At 69.3% G+C, this 17512-nt stretch carries 14 protein-coding genes and 1 riboswitch; of the genes, 3 read left to right on the top strand and 11 right to left on the bottom strand.

Annotated elements, in window-relative coordinates:
• Positions 1-20 precede the first annotated feature (20 nt).
• The 4 genes from ACQ86G_RS15770 to ACQ86G_RS15755 form a co-directional block, all read right to left on the bottom strand.
• Positions 21-1811 carry a ShlB/FhaC/HecB family hemolysin secretion/activation protein gene (locus ACQ86G_RS15770; protein WP_431256231.1) on the bottom strand — a complete coding sequence of 597 codons (1791 nt, stop codon included), beginning with the start codon at positions 1809-1811 and terminating at the stop codon, positions 21-23.
• Positions 1812-1915: 104 nt separating this feature from the next.
• A riboswitch (cyclic di-GMP riboswitch) is annotated at positions 1916-2017 on the bottom strand.
• 174 nt (positions 2018-2191) lie between these two features.
• The gene (locus ACQ86G_RS15765) at positions 2192-2659 is read right to left on the bottom strand and encodes a hypothetical protein (protein ID WP_431256230.1); all 468 of its coding nucleotides are present in this window, start codon (positions 2657-2659) and stop codon (positions 2192-2194) included.
• A 46-nt stretch (positions 2660-2705) separates the two neighbouring features.
• A complete protein-coding gene (locus ACQ86G_RS15760; protein WP_431256229.1) occupies positions 2706-3074 on the bottom strand; it encodes a DUF7079 family protein in 369 nt (122 codons plus the stop codon).
• 46 nt (positions 3075-3120) lie between these two features.
• Entirely contained in the window at positions 3121-3576 is a 456-nt protein-coding gene (locus ACQ86G_RS15755) for a hypothetical protein (protein ID WP_431256228.1), read from the bottom strand.
• A gap of 163 nt (positions 3577-3739) precedes the next feature.
• On the opposite strand from ACQ86G_RS15755, the gene ACQ86G_RS15750 reads away from it, so the two are divergent.
• Positions 3740-4342, top strand: coding sequence for a 2-hydroxychromene-2-carboxylate isomerase (locus ACQ86G_RS15750; protein WP_431256227.1), 603 nt, complete (start codon positions 3740-3742; stop codon positions 4340-4342).
• A gap of 163 nt (positions 4343-4505) precedes the next feature.
• Positions 4506-4751, top strand: a complete 246-nt coding sequence (locus tag ACQ86G_RS15745; RefSeq protein WP_431256226.1) for a hypothetical protein — start codon at positions 4506-4508, stop codon at positions 4749-4751.
• An 89-nt stretch (positions 4752-4840) separates the two neighbouring features.
• On the opposite strand, the gene ACQ86G_RS15740 is transcribed toward ACQ86G_RS15745, so the two are convergent.
• Genes ACQ86G_RS15740 through ACQ86G_RS15720 form a run of 5 tightly spaced genes read right to left on the bottom strand, consistent with a single transcriptional unit; the run spans position 4841 to position 12213 of the window.
• Positions 4841-5887: a hypothetical protein gene (locus tag ACQ86G_RS15740; RefSeq protein ID WP_431256225.1), complete on the bottom strand. Its 1047-nt coding sequence runs from the start codon at positions 5885-5887 to the stop codon at positions 4841-4843.
• Positions 5888-5914: 27 nt separating this feature from the next.
• Positions 5915-6790, bottom strand: a complete 876-nt coding sequence (locus tag ACQ86G_RS15735; RefSeq protein ID WP_431256224.1) for a hypothetical protein — start codon at positions 6788-6790, stop codon at positions 5915-5917.
• Positions 6787-8571, bottom strand: a complete 1785-nt coding sequence (locus tag ACQ86G_RS15730; protein WP_431256223.1) for a S41 family peptidase — start codon at positions 8569-8571, stop codon at positions 6787-6789. Before ACQ86G_RS15730 ends, ACQ86G_RS15735 begins: the two co-directional genes overlap by 4 nt.
• A 4-nt stretch (positions 8572-8575) precedes the next feature.
• Positions 8576-10984 carry a protein kinase domain-containing protein gene (locus ACQ86G_RS15725; protein ID WP_431256222.1) on the bottom strand — a complete coding sequence of 803 codons (2409 nt, stop codon included), beginning with the start codon at positions 10982-10984 and terminating at the stop codon, positions 8576-8578.
• Entirely contained in the window at positions 10981-12213 is a 1233-nt protein-coding gene (locus ACQ86G_RS15720; RefSeq protein WP_431256221.1) for an HDOD domain-containing protein, read from the bottom strand. Before ACQ86G_RS15720 ends, ACQ86G_RS15725 begins: the two co-directional genes overlap by 4 nt.
• A 31-nt stretch (positions 12214-12244) precedes the next feature.
• Here ACQ86G_RS15720 and ACQ86G_RS15715 point away from each other — a divergent pair, with 31 nt between their 5' ends.
• A complete protein-coding gene (locus ACQ86G_RS15715; RefSeq protein WP_431256220.1) occupies positions 12245-13030 on the top strand; it encodes a hypothetical protein in 786 nt (261 codons plus the stop codon).
• Here ACQ86G_RS15715 and hrpA read toward each other — a convergent pair.
• Complete coding sequence (hrpA, locus tag ACQ86G_RS15710; protein WP_431256219.1) at positions 13019-16810, bottom strand: ATP-dependent RNA helicase HrpA; 3792 nt, start codon at positions 16808-16810, stop codon at positions 13019-13021. The two genes, ACQ86G_RS15715 and hrpA, sit on opposite strands and share 12 nt — an antisense overlap.
• A 246-nt stretch (positions 16811-17056) precedes the next feature.
• Entirely contained in the window at positions 17057-17485 is a 429-nt protein-coding gene (locus tag ACQ86G_RS15705; protein ID WP_431256218.1) for a VOC family protein, read from the bottom strand.
• Positions 17486-17512 lie beyond the last annotated feature (27 nt).

Genomic DNA, 17512 nt, shown 5'->3' with positions numbered 1-17512 from the left:
GGCCGCTCAACGCCGACCGCTCAGCGGGAATAGGTCAGGTTGAAGCCCGCGACGACGCGGGCGGCAGGGAAGCGCGACGGCTGCCACAACGGCGCGCCGGCGAACACCTCGAGCGAGACGCCCTGCGTGCGCACGCGCGATCCGATGACGGCGCCGGTCAGGTGCCGGCCGGCCAGACGCTCGGCGCCGTTGCCGCCGACCAGGCCGGCATCCACGCCGAGGTACATCGACACGGCCGGGGACTGCTGCGCCGCGGACAGCGGCAGCTCGGCCTCGTTGCGCCAGAGCAGGCCGTTGTCGGCGGACAGCGACGCGTCGCTGCCGAAACCGCGCACCGTGTAGCGGCCGCCGATCGAGAAGCGGTCCTGCGGCGTGAGCCGGTTCAGCGCGTACTGGCCGCGCAGCGACGTGCTCAGCTGCAGCTGACGGCGGCCGAGCGCCAGCGCGCCGTTGACGCTGTAGCTCCCCTGCAGCAGACGCACGCGCGACTCGGCTTCGCCGAAGGCCTCCTCGGGCGCCTCCAGCGCATGGAAGGCACCGGTGCCTCGCTTCAGGCTGAGCTCGGCCTCGCTGCCGATGCCGCCGGCATTGCGCTTCAGGTTGATGCCGGCCTCCCAGCCGCCGGTGCGACGGCGCTGGACCTCGACCTCGGTGTCGTCGATGTAGTTGCGCGACCCGCGTCCGAACAGCTTCACGTAGCCGCTGAACTTGTACTGGCCGTCGCGCCAGAGCATGCGCGTCAGCTTCAGTTCGCCATTGCTGCTGGCGCCGCGGTAGACATAGGTCTGGTTGGCGCCGATGACGACCTGCCGGTAGCCGCTGCGGCTGACCGTGACGCTGACCAGCGCGTGGCCCCACGGCAGCGAGTAGTGCAGCACGTGGCCGCCGGTGCCCTTGTGCGGACCGTCGCGGGCGTCGACGCGGCGCGCCAGCCAGTCGGCATCGCGGTTGAGCGTCGCGTAGAAGAGGTCGTTCAGCGTCAGCGCATGGTCCAGCGACGCGGTCAGCGCCAGCGGATAGCGGCCGGTGGCCTCGCTGCCGCTGTCGTCGAGGGAGACCTGCCAGCGCCACTGACGGCCGCCCTGGTAGCTGACGGCGAGGTCGCTGTAGCCCGGCTCGCCGGTGCCCTGCGCGGGCTCGACCTGGATGTCGGCCTGCGCGCCGGGGACGCGCTGCAGGTTCTCGAGCGCCTGCTCCATGTCGCGCAGGTTGAGCACGTCGCCGGGCGTCACCGGCAGCGCGTTGGCGAGCCGCACCTGCGGCGACGTGCCTTCGCGCAGACGGATCGCGTGCACGCGGCCCGGCACGACGGTGAGCACGAGATGGCCGGTCGACAGATCCTGCGGCGCCGCGAGCACGCGCGTGGTGATGAAGCCTTCCTCGATCAGCGCGTCCTGCAGCCGCGTCACCAGTGTGGCGATGCTGCCGGTGCCCAGGCAGCGTCCGATCGGCGCGTCGTCGCCCTGGGGGCCGTCGAGCGCGCCGATCTGGCGCGCCATGCGGGGCTGGCCCTCGACGCCGCGCAGCTCGATCTGGCTGATCGGGAAGCACGGGGACTCGTCGTCGCGCAGGCGGGGACGCGCCTGCGGCGCGCTGGCGCGCAGGCGGATGTCCGGTTCGCGTTCGAGCGACTGGCGCTGCTGCGCCTCGCGCTGCTGCTGGAGCTGGCGCTGCGCATCGGGGTCGACGGTGCCCGGCGGCAAGGCCTGACCCCGGGCGGTTTCGTAGCCGGCGCACAAGGCGGCAGCGATCGCGATGGTGGCGACCGTCGGCACGCCGACGGCCGGACGCCGCCGCGTGGGCGTCCGCATTTCATACTTCTCTTGCATCCCTGCCTGCCGTTGGTCTGGCGTTGTTTTTTCAACCCAGGACGGGCCAGGCGAGCGGCGATGCGTCACGAACCGGTCGAGTCCGGTTCGGCAACCCCGCTATCTCAACTCGTGACATCTGTCGGATGTCGGCGCCGAGACCGGAGGCTTTGCGTCGCCGGCTCGCGCCGGTTTTGCCCTGATCAGTCCCTGAGTGGTGACATCCCTCACGGAGTGCACGCCCTCATGGGGAACTGAGGTAAATGACTGTATCGGAAGGCAACAGGACTGACACATCGCCACCCGGGGGTGGTTGACGGGCGATGGACGGATGCAGTAGCGGCAGCGATAGCGGGAATGGATGAGGCCAAGATGGCCGCTCTTCACTCCGGATCGATATCGATCCAGTCCTCGGTGCGCCGCCTGCTCCCCAGGCCCAGGGTGTCGAACGCGTCGCGGGCAGGCGCCTGAACGGTCACGCCGAGCAACGCGAGCGCCTCATTGATCGGGCCGATGCGTTCGGAGGAACACGGTCCGTAGGCAAGCCGACCGTCATCAAAGAGCACCGCTCCTTGCGTACCGGCGCCGCCGAAATAGTCAGTCTCGAAGTACATCACGCGACCTCCGCGAGACAGCTCAGCGAGGACGGCCAGCAGTGGGTCGCACAGATAGACAAAGCCGTCGGTCGACCCCGGGAGTGGCAGCGGCAGAAGGGCGTCGAGGTCGCCGTCTCGCGTTGGCAAGAGGGCCAGTCCTTGCGACAGCGTCACCGGAGGTGCCAGTCCTTGCCGTTTTGAGAAGTCGCTCAGCAGGTCGGTGAGGGCGATGAATCCGGTGACGATGTGGGTCATAAGAGTCGGAGAAGTGGCGTGAGGCGCTTGGTCCATGCGCATCAGTTCAGATGCCCGTCAGCGCCTTCATGACGCGCGACCAGTCATCACGTGTGCTTGCAGTCCAACGTCGAATCGACCACCGTTGCCAGAGCGTAGGTATCGCGTTCCGAATGCGATGCTGCCGGATCGCCTCGTCCAGTGATTGCCCGTCGAAGCCGGTCCACACGCCGCCCGGCAAGGCGTGGAGATTCCGCCAGCAGGCCGGCGCGACTTCGGTCTCGTAGATGCGCTGCAGTTCGTCGACGGGTAATCCCGCCGCTGCCAATTCACGCGCGATGGACTTCAGGTCGAGTTCATCCAATTCCGTATCCAGGAACAGTTGCGAGATTGCCAGCCGCGCGGAACGATGCACCGGCGTATCGATGTAGTCCATCGAATCCACTCGTGTTCAAGGGGCCGCGGACGCCGCGGCGATCGTCTCACTTCGCGGCCTGAATGCGCTCCCGGAGATACTGCAATTGCTTGCCGCTGATGACAGCGACTTCGCGGAAATGCGGCCCCATCTTCAGCCCGGTCACACAGGCGGCCACCGGGTCCTTCCTGATCTCGGGCTGGTTCAATTCCTGCTGTATGGCGGCGATGCCGAGCTGCTCCTTCTGGATTCCCAATTGGAGGTAGACGTACACCGCGGTCTTGGTCGCATCATCCAGAAACGAAGCACGCTGTTCTTTGCTCCATCCCAATTCATTGGCCTTCGTCTCGAAGAGCCGCATCACTTCCTTGACGGAGGCCTGTTGTGACTCCTTGAAGCTTCCCACCTCTTGCTGGAGCGCCGTGGCCGTTGCGATTGCCGCCGCTTCGCTCTCGCATTGAGCATGGCCGGCGAGCGGAAGGCAGAGCGACAAGAAAGCGACGGAAATGCGAAGTGTTTTCATGAGAGTGGTCGGGCGGGACGCTGGCCATGTGCCGGCAAGTCAATCGTGCGGATGGAAGCGTACCTGACAGCACGGTCAGACGTTCCGAGGAGGAACGCCGAGTCGGTTTCAGCAACAGGGAAGTTCCCCCTCCTACAATCCGCGCGCCTTGTCAGGAGCCCGCATGCCCGCACCGATCGACTTCTATTTCGACTTCGCCTCGCCCTACGGCTACATCGCCGCGCAGAGCATCGACGAGCTCGCGACCAAGTACGGCCGCACGGTCAACTGGCACGCGATCGTGCTGGACGCCAACTTCCAGTCGCTCGAACGCATCCGCGTGCCCAACAGCGTCATGCGCAGCGACTACGTGCGGCGCGACGTCACCCGGCTCGCCGCGTTCATGAAGGTGCCCTACAACACGCCGACCTCGCTGGGCCTGCACACCGAGATGGCCGCGCGCCTGTTCCACTGGTTCAACGACCGCGACCCCGAGCAGGGCCGCAAGTTCGCGCAGTCCGTCTACAAGGCCTACTTCGTCGACGACCGCAACATCGCGCAGGCCGAGGTGCTGCAGGACCTGTGCGCCACCCAGCACGTCTCGCCCGACCAGCTCCAGGCCATCGCCAACGACACCGCCGCGCGCGCCCGCCTGAAGGCCGAGATCGACCTCGCCGAAGCCCGCGGCGTGTTTGGCTCGCCGTTCTTCATCGTCGAAGGCGAACGCTTCTGGGGCAACGACCGCCTGCCGCAACTCGAACATTGGCTGGCGAACGGCCCGTATTGATCGGGGATCGGCTCGACCGGGTCGGTCGAGCCTGCCGGGTCGCGTTGACCCGGCTCACCGGCCGTTACTCCTTGTCGGCCGGGTAATGTCCGGCGCCCCCGGTCATCTGCGACCGCCAGGACCGCGTTGTCCACGCATGTTGTCCCCTTCATGGAGGTCCCACATGCGAACGCTTCGTTCCCTGCTGCTCGCGCTGGTCGCAGCGCCGCTGGTCGCGACATTGACCGGCTGCGTCGTGGTCCCCGCCCACCGTTATCACGGCTATGACCGCGGCTACGTCGACGGCGGCGGCTACGGCTATTCGGACGGCGGCCCGGTCGTCACCGGCACGATCTGGATCGACGGCTACTGGGACAACCGCGGCGGCGGCCGCCGCTGGATCCCGGGCCACTACGGCCCGCGGCGCTGAGCCGCCCGGCGATCCACCGGCTTCCACCCCACCGCCGACGTCGCCATCGGCCCCACCACATCTCCACGAGGAGGGTGACCTGCCCCTGGTCAGTTCGAGCACAGGAATGTGGCCACGCCGCGATAGCTGGCACCGGCGCGGGTGTCGGTGACCTGGTATCCCGCGATGAGACGGAACTTGCCGTTGCCGGCGTCCCCCAGAGTCAGCATCATCCCGTCCCCTTGGCCGGCGAAACCGCCGGTGAATGGCGTGCTGCCCGGCCGCAGGGCGAGGCCCTTCGTCGACGAGGTGGCCACGACGGACCTGGCCGTCACCGTGATCGACAAGTCCGCCACGGCAGCGTCGTCGGCGAAGCTGAGCGCGGCCGTGCCGGTCGCGAGACCGAGCGCTTCGCCGGTGGCGGCATCGAGGACGTTGGGCGCCGTGAATTGACCCCCATCGCAGGTCAGCTTGCCGGAGGTCGGGAACGAGATCGGCTGGTTGAAGACGACGTAATGGAAGGCGCCGTTGGACGCCGTCCCAAGCACCGTTGACCGTCCGCCGATCACGGCGCTTCCCCCGGCCCATCGGCCCTGCCCCCAGGTTTCATCACCGGCGACGTTCAGCACCGACCGGTTGGGGCCGGTCAACGTGTTGTCGTTGATGGCGACAACACCGCCCGCGGGCTGCTGGTCCCAGGTCACCACCGCGCCGGTCGCCTGCGAGGTGGCGCTGATCGCGAGGTAACGCAGCGTGGTGAGCTTCAGGAAGGGCTCCTCGACCTTGCCGGGGTCCGCCGCCGCGGCGTTGCCCGCGATCGTGCCGTCGACCTTGTCGCCGGTCGTCGTGGCCGGGTTGACGGCCTCCGTGCCGCCATCGTTGCCTCCCCCACCACAGGCGACCAGGGTCGCGATCAGCGGAAGCACCGCCAGGGCATGCTTCATTCCAGAGGTCATGGGTTTTCTCCACTCGTTGATGTCCGGGAACGCCGCGCTCGATGCACGACATCCGGTGAGTGGCAGGCGCTGGCGGTCGCGCAGCGCTCTCGCGTTGATAAATATCAAACCTGTCCGCGATCGAGACCGAGGCTGCGAGCGTCCCTTGAACGACGAAGCCGGCACGAGGCCGGCTTCGTCTTCCGTGAGGAGCGCCCGCATGGGCGCCCGCCGCTCACGAGCGGCGCATCATTGCGCTGCGCAGTCGAACGTCGCGATGCCGCGATACCGCGTGCCGTCCGCCACGGCCACATAGCCGACGATCACGCGGTGCCGGGCACCCGTGCCCTTCGCCGTGCTCAGCATCAAGCCCTGCATGCCGCTGCTCAGGAGGCTGCCGGTGTAGAGGCTCGTGGTCGGGCTGGACAGCGTGCGGCCGGTGGCCGACACGGTGCCCGTCTTGCCGTTGCCCAGATCCACGGTGATCGACGCGTCCACCACGGCGCCCGATGCCGTGTAGCTCAGCGCCGCGCTGCCGCGCGCGGTGCCGATCTCCGGCGTGTTCGGGTCCTCGACCAGCGTCGGCGAGGTGAACTTGCCGGCATCGCAGGTGTAGGCACCGCTGGTGGGGAAGGCGTCCAGCGCGTTGTAGGCGATGTAATGGACGTTGGAATAGACGGTCGCGCCCAGCGTCGTCGTCGTGCTGCCCAAGGTGGCGGTGCCCTTGGTCCAACGGCCCAGCGCGACGCTCGCGTCGCCGGTGATGTCGGCCACCACACGGTCGGCGCCGGCCAGCACGTTGCCGTTCAGCGCGACGACGCCGCCGTTGGCTTGCTGGTCCACCGCCTGCAGACGACCGGCGCCCTGCAGCGCCGTGCTCATCACCACGTAGCGCGGCGAGGTTCCCGGCGCAAAGGCCGTGACCGACGAGGTGGAAGTGCCGGTGCTGCCGCCACCGGTCGTGGTGCCTGTGCTGCCACCAGCGCTGCCGCCCGTGGTGCCCGTGGTGCCCGTTCCCACGTTGGCGTTGACTGCGGTGTCGCCGTCACTGCCACCGCCGCCGCACGCCGCCAGCGCCGCGATCAGCGGCAGGAACACGAACACCTTCTTGACTTCGAACTTCATGACATTCCCTGAATTGAAACTTCTGTTGCCAATTGAATCCATCGGCGGGGCCGGAGTCTGGTGGGACTCGCCGCGAGCCGGGCGGGACTTTTTGGCGCCTCAAAAGGGAATCGGATCCGGTGCGCGCTATGCGCCCAACCTGCCTGAAGGTGTGGGGTGGCGTTCACCCCCCAAGGGGTGTAGCGCTTGACCAGGAATTCGCGCCTGCGATATCCGCGTGGGGCCCGAACGGACCACGCGGTCACCGGGTCATTGGGGGCGATGCCCTGAGCGTGCGGCAGTACCTTGTCTCTGACCCAGGCCTGGACCGCTGCCGTGTCGCCGATGTCGCCCGCGTAGGGAAAACGGGGGACCAGCGGCTCGTTGTCGCCGCGCGGCCGCCCGCGCCAGACCTTCAGCGGCAGGGCCAGGCTCGCGCCGCTGGGCAGCTGCCGCACGGTGATGTCCATGTAGCGGGTGTCGCCCGAGGTCGGGAGTCCCGCATGCATGACGCCGGGAACGCGCCGCACGAGGTCCGCGAAATCCAGGCAGGCGCTCGCGCAATGACTGTCCGTCAGCAGCACCAGTTGACCGCCGAAGGCCCGGCCCTCCGGCCTCGGGTCCTGCGCCGGCGTGTCATCCGGCTGCGGCAAGGTCGCATCGCCCCGTGCGAGGGCCTCGTTCATGCCTCGCAGCAATTCGGCGACAAGACGCAGCGTCGGGCCGTCGGCCCCCTCCAGCCGCGCGGCCATCGCCAACCGTTCGACCAGGGCATCGCGCGCGATCCCGGACACCCGCCACGTCGCCTTCGAGGCCCCATCGTCCGCCGGCGTCCGTTCCTTCAACAACGCCTGCAACACGCGGAAGCCGACCATCGCATTGCCGCCGTTGTTCCCTCGGGTGTCGAGCACGACGGCGCGAACCTCGTCAGCCGCGCCGATGGTCGCGATCTCGGCCAGGAAGGCCGACAGCCGCTCGCCGTCCTCGGTCATGAAGTCGGACGCATGAATCCAGCGGATCGACCCCGACGGCGCAGTCACGCCCTGGGGCGGCGTTTCGGCGCGCCAGCGGGTCAGCCCTTCGAACGAGTCCTGCCAGGTCAACGGGATGTCCTGCGTGCGCCCGGCGGTCGTGCGAACGGTGCAGCGAGCGGGTGGCGCGACACGCCACGGTTGTTCGTTCGGCCACTGGTTCGTGAGGTGCAGGGCCACATGGCTTCTGGCGGCATCGAGCGCCCGGCGGTCCACGTAGGGCGCGACCCGCGAACCCAGCCAATCGCGCACCGGCACGTCATCGCAGGACAGCAGTTCATCGCCGACGCGCGGCAATGCGCTGCGCCATTGCGCGGCGCTGCGCGTCACGAGGTACTTCCCGGACCGGGACTGGACATTCCAGCCGGCCCAGCGCGCGCCCCCGGATGGCGGCCGCTCGCGCCAGACGGCCAGATGGCCGTCCTGGTAACCCGCCGCGTAGAAGCGCAGCGCCGTCCAGGCCCGCGCCTCCGTGTCCGCCTGCCGGGCCAGCGCCATCGCCTGACGGAACCCGCGTGTCCGCCAGGCGTGGAAGGCGGGATCCGGCTCGAGCATGCCGGGGTGCGCCTGTTCGATCAGCCGGTGTGCCGCGACGAGATCGGCCTCGGCCTGCTCGCGCCATGACGTCCCGACCACCGGCCGTTCCTGTGCAGGAACGGCCGGGATGTCCCCGGCCGCCGTCGCCGCGACGGGCAGGATGCTGAACAGGACCAGTCCGCCAGCGGCCCGTGACAGGGCGCGTAGACCGCTGCGCGAAGCGGGCGCCCTCACGCGCTCAGCTCGCCTGCTTGAAGGCCATCACGGCCTGGTTGCGCAAGGTGCGCAGCAGCGACAGCTGCTTCTCGTCGAGCACGACGCTGCCCGGCTCCGCCTTGTCCGCGTAGATCATCGCGAACGGCGCGCCGCGCAGCGCCATCGGCAGGATCAGGAAGCTGTGCGCCTTGGCGCCGCTGAGGAACCATGGCGGCAGCCGCTCGGCGATCTTGGGCTGCGAGGCGTCGGCGATCAGCGTGTCCACGCCCTTGGTGCAGATGGCCGTGAAGAGGTCCGCCGGCAGGCCGGGCATCACCCGCAGCGGCACGCGGAACAGCGGCACCACCGCCTCCACGCCGTCGCCCAGGCCGAAGCGGCCGGTGAGCGTCTCGGTCTTCGGGTCGCGCAGGCAGAAGATCACCCGGCGGAAACCCAGCCCGCGGTACATCGTCTCCAGGATCATCCGCAGGATCTCGTTGAGCTTGAAGCTCTCGACCATCGCGTTGGTGATGTCCTGGATGCCCGCGGCCAGCGTCGCCGCCGCCTGGTCGGGCGAGATCGCGCCCGGCGGCGCATGCCCCTCGACCACCGTCGCCTGCAGCTGGTGCGGCGAGAGCGTGTCCTCCGCCGACGGCGTCAGCGGCGCCAGCAGGCGCTGCGCCGGCGAGTTCTTCGCCAGCTTGATGTCCATCGCCTGCGCGAGCTGCGTGAGCCGCTGCCGCGCCTGGTCGGCCGCGGCCTCGAAGGCCTTGGCCTCCACGCCCAGCGCCCGCGCGTAACGCTGCGCCATCGCGCGCACCTTGGCATGCGCCTCGGCGGGATCGCTGTTCAGGATGACGTCCGCGACGTCGTTGCTCGCGCGACCCAGCCAGCGCATGCGGTCGGTCGAGTGCTCCACCAGCCGCACCGGCGCATCGCCGTCGGGCCGCTGCATGCTGCGCTGCAGGCTGTCCGGGAACCCCCACTGCCGCGCCACGCCCAGGCCGAGGCTCTCGTAGCTCAGCCCCAGCACCTGCGCGGAAGCCGCGGCCTCGCTCAGCGGCGGCGCCGCCTGCTCACCCATGCCGCGCTCCGGCCGCACCACGCGGCGCACCTGCTGCGCCTCCTCGGGCAGGTAGAACTCGGCCAGCAGGCGGCCCAGTCCCTGGAACATCGTGGCGAGGAAGGACTCCTCGTTCTCGCGCGGCACCAGGCACAGCTCGCGCGCCAGCGAGCCCGCCATCAGCGATCGGAGGAACTCCTCCTTCAACCGCTGCGCGTGGTTCTTGTTCTCCATGCGCTCCAGCAGGACCAGCGACAGCGCCAGGTTGCGGATGCCGCCGAAGCCCACCAGCGCCACCGCGCGCGACACCGTGCTGATGTGCCCGCCGCCCGCATGGCTGAACTGCACCGTGTTGACCAGGCGCAGCAGCTTGTTGGTCAGCGCCACGTCCTTGAGGATCTCGTTGGAGAGCGAGGTCAGGCTCTCGTTGTCGGACTGCGTCATCCGCTGGATGCGCGTCACCGAATCGGCCATCGCCGGGAAGTCGCTGCGATGCCGCATGCGGCGCAGCAGGAACTCGAGCGTCGCGTTGCCGCCCTCGCCGCCTTCGGTGGTCTCGCTGGCGGCCGGATGCAGCCACGCGGCCAGCGCATCGTGGAAGGCCTTGGCGTCGGCCCAGCGCTGCGAGGATTCGCGCGACAGGCCGCGCAACAGTACGGCGCGCAGCGCATCGTCGCTGTCGGGGCCGAGGTCGGCGGGCGGATCCAGCGTCTGCTCCATCGCGCGGCGCACCGCGCGCCACGGATCGGGGTCGTAGTTGAGCCGCTGGCCGGACAGCATCTCGCTGAGCATCACGGCGGCCGCGAAGACGTCCATCACCGGCGACGCGGGGTCGCCCTTGGCCGCTTCCGGCGAGATGTAGCCCGGCGTGCCGACGATGCGGTTCGGACGCGCAGCGGCCCCCGCCACGCCGGACTGGATGCGTCCGGCGATGCCGAAGTCCATCACCTTGGGCCGGCCCGTCGAGTCGATCAGGATGTTGGACGGCTTCAGGTCGCGGTGCACGACACCCGCCTGGTGCGCCGCATGCAGCCCGTCGAGGATGCCCAGCATCATCGCGACGGCTTCGCGCGCCGGCAGCCGGCCGCGCTGGCGCAGCCGCTCGGTCAGCGTGCCGCCGGGCACGTACTCGAAGACCATGTAGGCCTGACCGGCCTCGATGTCGGCCTCGAAGACCGGGACGATGTTGGGATGCGTCAGCCGGCTGACCGCCCGGGCTTCATGCAACCACGCGTCGACGCTCGCGCGGTCGACCGCCTGTGTCAGCACCTTCAGCGCGACCTCGCGGTCCAGCCGCGGATCGTGGGCGAGCCAAACCAATGCCTGGGCCCCCTGCCCAAGACTGCGCAGCGGCTTGAAGCGCCCGACAGCGGGCGGCATGGCGGTCATGGTCGGTCCTTGCCGGGCTCGGGTGCGCCGGACGGGCGTGTGCCGGTCGGCGACCCTGGCTGGGCGGTGCTGTTCGTGTTGTTGATGGCCGTGTTCGTGGCCGTGTTCGTCGCAGGCGCCGGCGCGCCGGATTCGGCGCGCTCGCGCAACCGGGAGCGCGGCGCCGCGGTCGCGGCCGCGCCGACGGCCGGGTCGCTCATCGCGCCGAGGCCGCTTTCGCCGGCGTCGGCGATCGCGCCGCTGGCACCGAGCGCGTCGTAGATCTCGCGCAGTCCCAGGCCGAGCGCGCGCGCATACCGCCGCGTCGCGAGCTCGATCGCCGCCTGGCGCTTGCGCTCCGGCAGGGCCAGCGCATCCACCAGTTCATTGGCCAGGCTGCAGGTGAGCCGCAGCATCTCGGTGTCGCCGTCGGCATGGCGCACCGGCGCCTCCTGCGGCTGGCGGCGCATCATGTGCTGCAACTCGTCGCCCAGGCCCCAGTACTTCGCCACCGCCAGGCCCAGGCTTTCCAGGTCGCAGCCCAGCACCGCATAGGCAGCGGACTGCTCGTTCATGCCGCGCGGATTCGGGTTGTCCTCGGTCGCCTCGGGCGCGACCTGCAGCTGGCGGATCTGCTGCGCGTCGTCCGGGAAGTGGTACTGCACCAGCAGCCGCCCGAGGTTCTGCATCAGCGAGATCAGGTAGATGACCTCGCCGTCGTAACCGGCCGGGCGCAGCGCCTGCGCCACCTGACCGGCGCGGTGCACGCGGCGCATCACGCTCTGCATGAACTGCGCCTGGCCTTCGTTCATCGGACCGGGCCAGGGCTTGAGCGCCCGCGCCGCATCCTCGAGCCCGTTCAGGCCCAGCATCGCGATCGCGCGCTGCAGGTTGAGCACGGTGCCGCCGCTGGTCGGTCCCTGCTGGCGCAGCGCGTTGTTGACGCGCCGCAGCAGTTCCAGCGCCAGGGCCATGTCCTTCAGCGCCATCGATGCCAGCTGACTGCCGTGCTGCCCCGCCATCGCCGAGGACGACACCGTCGTCACCAGCCGGGTCGAGGTGCTCGGCAGGTGGCCGAAGCGCTGCATCTTGTCCTTCAGCAGCGCGATCGGGCCGCCGTCGTCCTGCTCGGCCGACAGGCGCCAGCCGTCCAGCGCGCGCCAGAAGCTGCGCGCCAGGTGATAGCGCTGACGCGTCTCGCCGGTCGCTGGCGCGGTTGACGATGGCGCGCAGCGGCTCGGGGATCGCATACGGCGTCTCCCAGCCCAGACGGACCAGGTCATGCCCCTGCGGCTGCATGCGCTGCAGCACGACCTGCAGGTCGCTCTCCTCCAGCACCGGCCTGCCGCTGAGCAGGCGATGCAGCACCAGGCCGATGCAGACGACGTCCTCCTCCGCCGCCTCGCGCACGGCGCGACGCGTGGTGGTGTTGAAGTCGACGTTCGGCGGCACGACCTCCTGCGCGACCTCCAGGCCCAGCACGCGGACGTGGTTGGCGCCGTCGACGACGATGTGGGCGAGCTGGATGTCGCGGTGGGCGTGACCCGCCTCGTGCGCGAAGGCCAGACCCTCGAGCGCCTGCGCGGCCCAGCCGGCGGCGTCCAGCGGCAGCGGCGGCGCACCGCGGGAGATGCGTTCTTCCAGCGTCTCGCCGAGCGCGCGGTCGTAGGCGACGTAGGGCCAGGGATCGACGCGACCGGTCTCGATGACGTGGGCCAGGTTCGGGTGATGGATGCGGGAGGCGCCGTCGACCGTCTTCAGCCAGTGCAGCATCGCCGCCTCGCTGTTGGGCTTCTCGCGCGGCATCATCAGGAACATCTCCTGGCCGCTCTGCGGGTCGAAGACGACCCACAGCATCGAGCGCAGGCTCTTGTGCAGCAGCGCGCGCAGCTCGAAGCGGCCGAAACGCTTCATCGGGGCGGCGGTGGATGTTGTGGTGTTGTCAGACACGAGCGATGTGCGGCACCCGACGGTGCAGGGCCACGGACCTTTTGTAGCTTGGATTGGACCGAAAACCCGGAGTCCTCGCCTGAAGAACTGAGGGGGATTCTCCGCTCAGTTCTGTAACTGCGCCCACACCTTTTCCAGGCGCTTGACGCTGACCGGCTGCGGTGTCCTCAGTTCCTGTGCGAAAAGGCTCACCCGCAATTCCTCGAGCTGCCAGCGGAAATCCTCCACCCGCGCATCGGTCGTGCCCTTGAGGTCGGCCACCCGGCGCGACCAGCGCTGCTCCAGCGGACGCAGCTCCGACAGCAGCCTGGCGTCGCGCGCCGCGTCGGCGCGCAGCTTGTCCAGCCGCAGCGTGATCGCCTTCAGGTAGCGCGGATAGTGCTGCAGCTGGCTCCACGGCGTCTGCAGCACGAAGCGCTTGGGCATCAGCCGCTGCAGCTGCGCCTGCAGGTCCTCGACCACGTCCTTGGGCGCCGTGCGGGCGTCCTTGAGCTTGCGCAGCGCGCCCTGGTATTCGATCAGCACGTTGAACGCGAGGCGGGCCACCTCCTGCGCGATCAGGTTGAGCCGCGCGCGGCCCTCCTCGAGGCGGGCCTTGAAGCTGAACTCGTCCACCGGCAGCGGATCGGCCAGGAAGGCGCGCTCCAGCGCGACGGCGATGATCTGGTCGCGCAGTTCCTCGGCCGTGCCCAGGCTCATGTAGGACACCGACATCTGCGTCAGGTCGGGGATGTTCTTCTCGAGGTACTTCAACGGCTCCTTCAGCTGCAGCGCGATCAGGCGGCGCAGACCGGCGCGGTGCTTCGCGGCGGCGAGCTCGGGCTCGTCGAAGACCTCGATCTCGACGTGCTGGCCCTTGTCGATGAGCGCCGGGAAACCGATCAGCGTCTGCGGGCCGCGCTTGATCTCCATCAGCTCGGGGAGCTCGCCGAAGGTCCAGGCGGTGTAGGTTTTCGTGGCTTCGACCGCGGGCTTCTGCGGCGGGATGATCGTCGCCTTGATGCCGCGGGAGGGCTTGCCGTCGTTTGGCGTCGGCCGTCCTTCGTCGACCGCAGCCCTCACCCCTGCCCTCTCCCGCTCGCGGGGGAGCGAGTCGTCGGAGCCCTGGAGCTTCAAGGTCGCCAACGCCTGGAAGGCAGAGCGCGCCTGCGTGCCGAGTTCCGCCTTCAGCGTCGCGAGGTTGCGGCCCTGGCCCAGTTGGCGGCCGTGCTCGTCGACGACACGGATGTTCATGAACAGGTGCGCGGGCAACTGTTCGAGCTTGAAGTCGTTGCGCTGCACAGCGACCTGCGAGCGCTCCTTCACCGCCTTCAGCAGCACGTCGACCAGGCCGCCCTGCGCGAACGGGTTCAGCTCGACGAACTCGGCGATGAACTCGGGCAGCGGCGTCAGCCGGTTGCGCGGCTTCTGGTGCAGGCTCTTGAGCAGCGCCGTGACCTTGGCCTCCAGCATCCCCGGCACCAGCCAGTCGACGCGTTCGTCGTTGACCTGGTTGAGCGCGTAGATCGGCACCGTCACCGTCAGGCCGTCGCGTGCGTCGCCGGGCTGGTGCAGGTAGGTCGCCGTGCAGTCGACACCACCCAGGCGGATCGTCTTCGGGAACGCGTTGCTCGTGACGCCGGCGGCCTCGTGGCGCATCAGCTCGTCGCGGCTGAGCTGCAGCAGCTTCGGGTTGGCCTTGCTCGCCTCGCGGAACCACTTCTCCAGCGTCGCGCCGGAGTACACGTCCGCCGGCAGCTGCTGGTCGTAGAAGGCGTAGATCAGCTCGTCGTCGACCAGCACGTCCTGCCGGCGCGACTTGTGTTCGAGTTCCTCGACCTTGGCGATCTGCTTCTGGTTGTGCGCCAGGAACGGCAGGCGCGTTTCCCAGTCGCCGTTGACCAGCGCCTCGCGGATGAAGATCTCGCGCGCGGCGACGGCGTCGACGCGGCCGAAGTTCACCCGCTTGTTGTTGTAGAGCACGATGCCGTAGAGCGTCGCGCGCTCCAGCGCGACGACCTCGGCGGCCTTCTTCTCCCAGTGCGGTTCCAGCAGCTGGGTCTTGATCAAGTGGCCGGCGATGCCGGGCAGCCATTGCGGCTCGATCGCCGCGATGCCGCGGCCGAAGAGCCGCGTGGTGTCGACCAGTTCCGCCGCGACGATCCAGCGGCCCGGCTTCTTGCTCAGGTGCGCGCCGGGATGGCGCCAGAACTTGATGCCGCGTGCGCCCAGGTACCAGTCGTCGTCATCGGCCTTGACGCCGATGTTGCCCAGCAGGCCCGCCAGCATCGACAGGTGGACCTGTTCATAGGTGGCGGGCGCGCCGTTCAGACGCCAGCCGTGCTCGGCGATCACCGTGTGCAGCTGCGAGTAGATGTCGCGCCACTCGCGCACGCGGCGCGGGTTGACGAAGTTGTCGCGCAGCAGCTGTTCCTGCTTGCGGTTGGAGAGCTTGTGTTCGCCCTCCCCGCCGCGGGACTCGCCGAGCCACTTCCACAGCTTCAGGTAGCCCATGAACTCCGACTTCTCGTCGTCGAACTTCTTGTGCTTCTCGTCGGCCTGCTGTTGCTGCTCCATCGGCCGGTCGCGCACGTCCTGCCCGGACAGCGCGCTGGCGATGACCAGCACTTCGCTGAGCGCGTCGCGCTGGCGCGCCTCCAGGATCATGCGGCCGACGCGCGGATCCAGCGGCAGCTTGGACAGCTCGTGGCCCATGGGCGTGAGCTCGTTGCGCTCGTCGACGGCGCCCAGTTCGTTGAGCAGCTGGTAGCCGTCGGCCACCGCCTTGCGCGGCGGCGGCTCGATGAAGGGGAAGTCCTCCACCTGCCCCAGGTGCAGCGACTTCATCCGCAGGATCACGCCCGCGAGCGAGCTGCGCAGGATCTCGGGGTCGGTGAAGCGCGGCCGCGAGAGGTAGTCCTTCTCGTCGTACAGCCGGATGCAGGTGCCGTTGCTGACGCGGCCGCAGCGGCCGGCACGCTGGTTCGCGGCCGCCTGGCTGATGTTCTCGATCTGCAGCTGCTCGACCTTGTTGCGGTAGCTGTAGCGCTTGACGCGCGCCAGGCCGGGGTCGATCACGTAGCGGATGCCGGGCACCGTCAGCGAGGTCTCGGCGACGTTGGTCGCCAGCACGATGCGCGGCTGGCCGTGCGGCTGGAAGACGCGGTTCTGCTCCTGCTCGGACAGGCGCGCGAACAGCGGCAGCACCTCGACGCCGGGCGGGTGGTGCTTGCGCAGCGCCTCGGCGGCCTCGCGGATCTCGCGTTCGCCGGGGAGGAAGACCAGCACGTCGCCGCGGCCCTGGCGCCAGAGTTCGTCGACGGCGTCGCAGATCGCGTCGTTGACGTCGTACTCGCGCGATTCCTCGAAGGGGCGGTAGAGCTGCTCCACCGGGAAAAGCCGCCCCGAGACCATCAGGACCGGCGCCGGCCCCTTCGCCGAGGCGAAGTGCTGCGCGAAGCGGTCCGCGTCGATCGTCGCGGAGGTCACCACGACCTTCAGGTCGGGACGGCGCGGCAGGATCTCGCGCAGGTAACCGAGCAGGAAATCGATGTTGAGGCTGCGTTCGTGCGCCTCGTCGATGATCAGCGTGTCGTAGGCGCTGAGCAGCGGATCGGTCTGGGTTTCGGCCAGCAGGATGCCGTCGGTCATCAGCTTGACCGAGGCGCCCGGCTGCAGCCGGTCCTGGAAGCGGACCTTGTAGCCGACGACGTCGCCCAGCGGCGACTTGAGCTCCTCGGCGATGCGCTTGGCAACGCTGGACGCGGCGATCCGGCGCGGCTGCGTGTGGCCGATCAGGCCGCCGCCGTTGCCGCGGCCGCGGCCCATCGCCAGCGCGATCTTGGGCAGCTGCGTCGTCTTGCCGGAGCCGGTCTCGCCGCAGACGATCACCACCTGGTGCTCCGCCATCGCCCGCATGATTTCCTCGCGACGGCCGGAGACCGGCAACGATTCGGGGAACTCGATCGGCGGGATCGGGGTCGCGGGCGCCGGGGGCGGCGAGGTCCGGCCTCGCGCGGCGGGCGTGGCGGGCGCGGCGGACGCGGGGGACCCGGCTGTCCGGCAGGGCGCGGCTCGCGCGGGGGACGGGGGCGGGGGCTTTGGTGTCTTGACTCACGGGGCGCGGATTATCTCGCGCCCCGCGAGACGGGGCCGGACGTCAGGTCAAGGGCACTGCCGGGTCACTTTTTCGTCCGGCATCTCCGCATAGGTGATCACGTTGATCACCGCCCCTTGGGGGTCCTGGATCGTCGCCATCCGCCCGACGGTGGGTACCTCCATGATCTCCATCAGGACCTTGCCGCCCATCGCCTTGGCCTGGGCCACGGTCTCGTCGACGTTGTCCACCGTGACGTAGATCCCCCAGGCGGGTGGCATGCCCTGCTGCGGGCAGGCCATCATGCCGCCGATGGCATCGTCCGCGCCGCGGGTCTTGATCACGTGATAAGGCGGCGCGTCAGCCGGACCGCCCGGCATCGGCATGACCTCGACCTTCCAGCCGAACAGCTTGCCGTAGAACTCGGTGGCCTTCTTCGGGTCGGTCGTCATCAACTCCGACCAGCTGAAGGCCCCATGTGTCTTGAAGACTTCCATGTCTCGCTCCGGGGGTGTTGCGAAGGC

It is taken from the genome of Roseateles chitinivorans (genome assembly GCF_050632145.1).
Taxonomy (GTDB): Bacteria; Pseudomonadota; Gammaproteobacteria; order Burkholderiales; family Burkholderiaceae_C; genus Roseateles; species Roseateles chitinivorans_B.
Note: the sequence above shows the minus strand (reverse complement) of the source record. Positions and strands in the feature narration are given on the sequence as shown.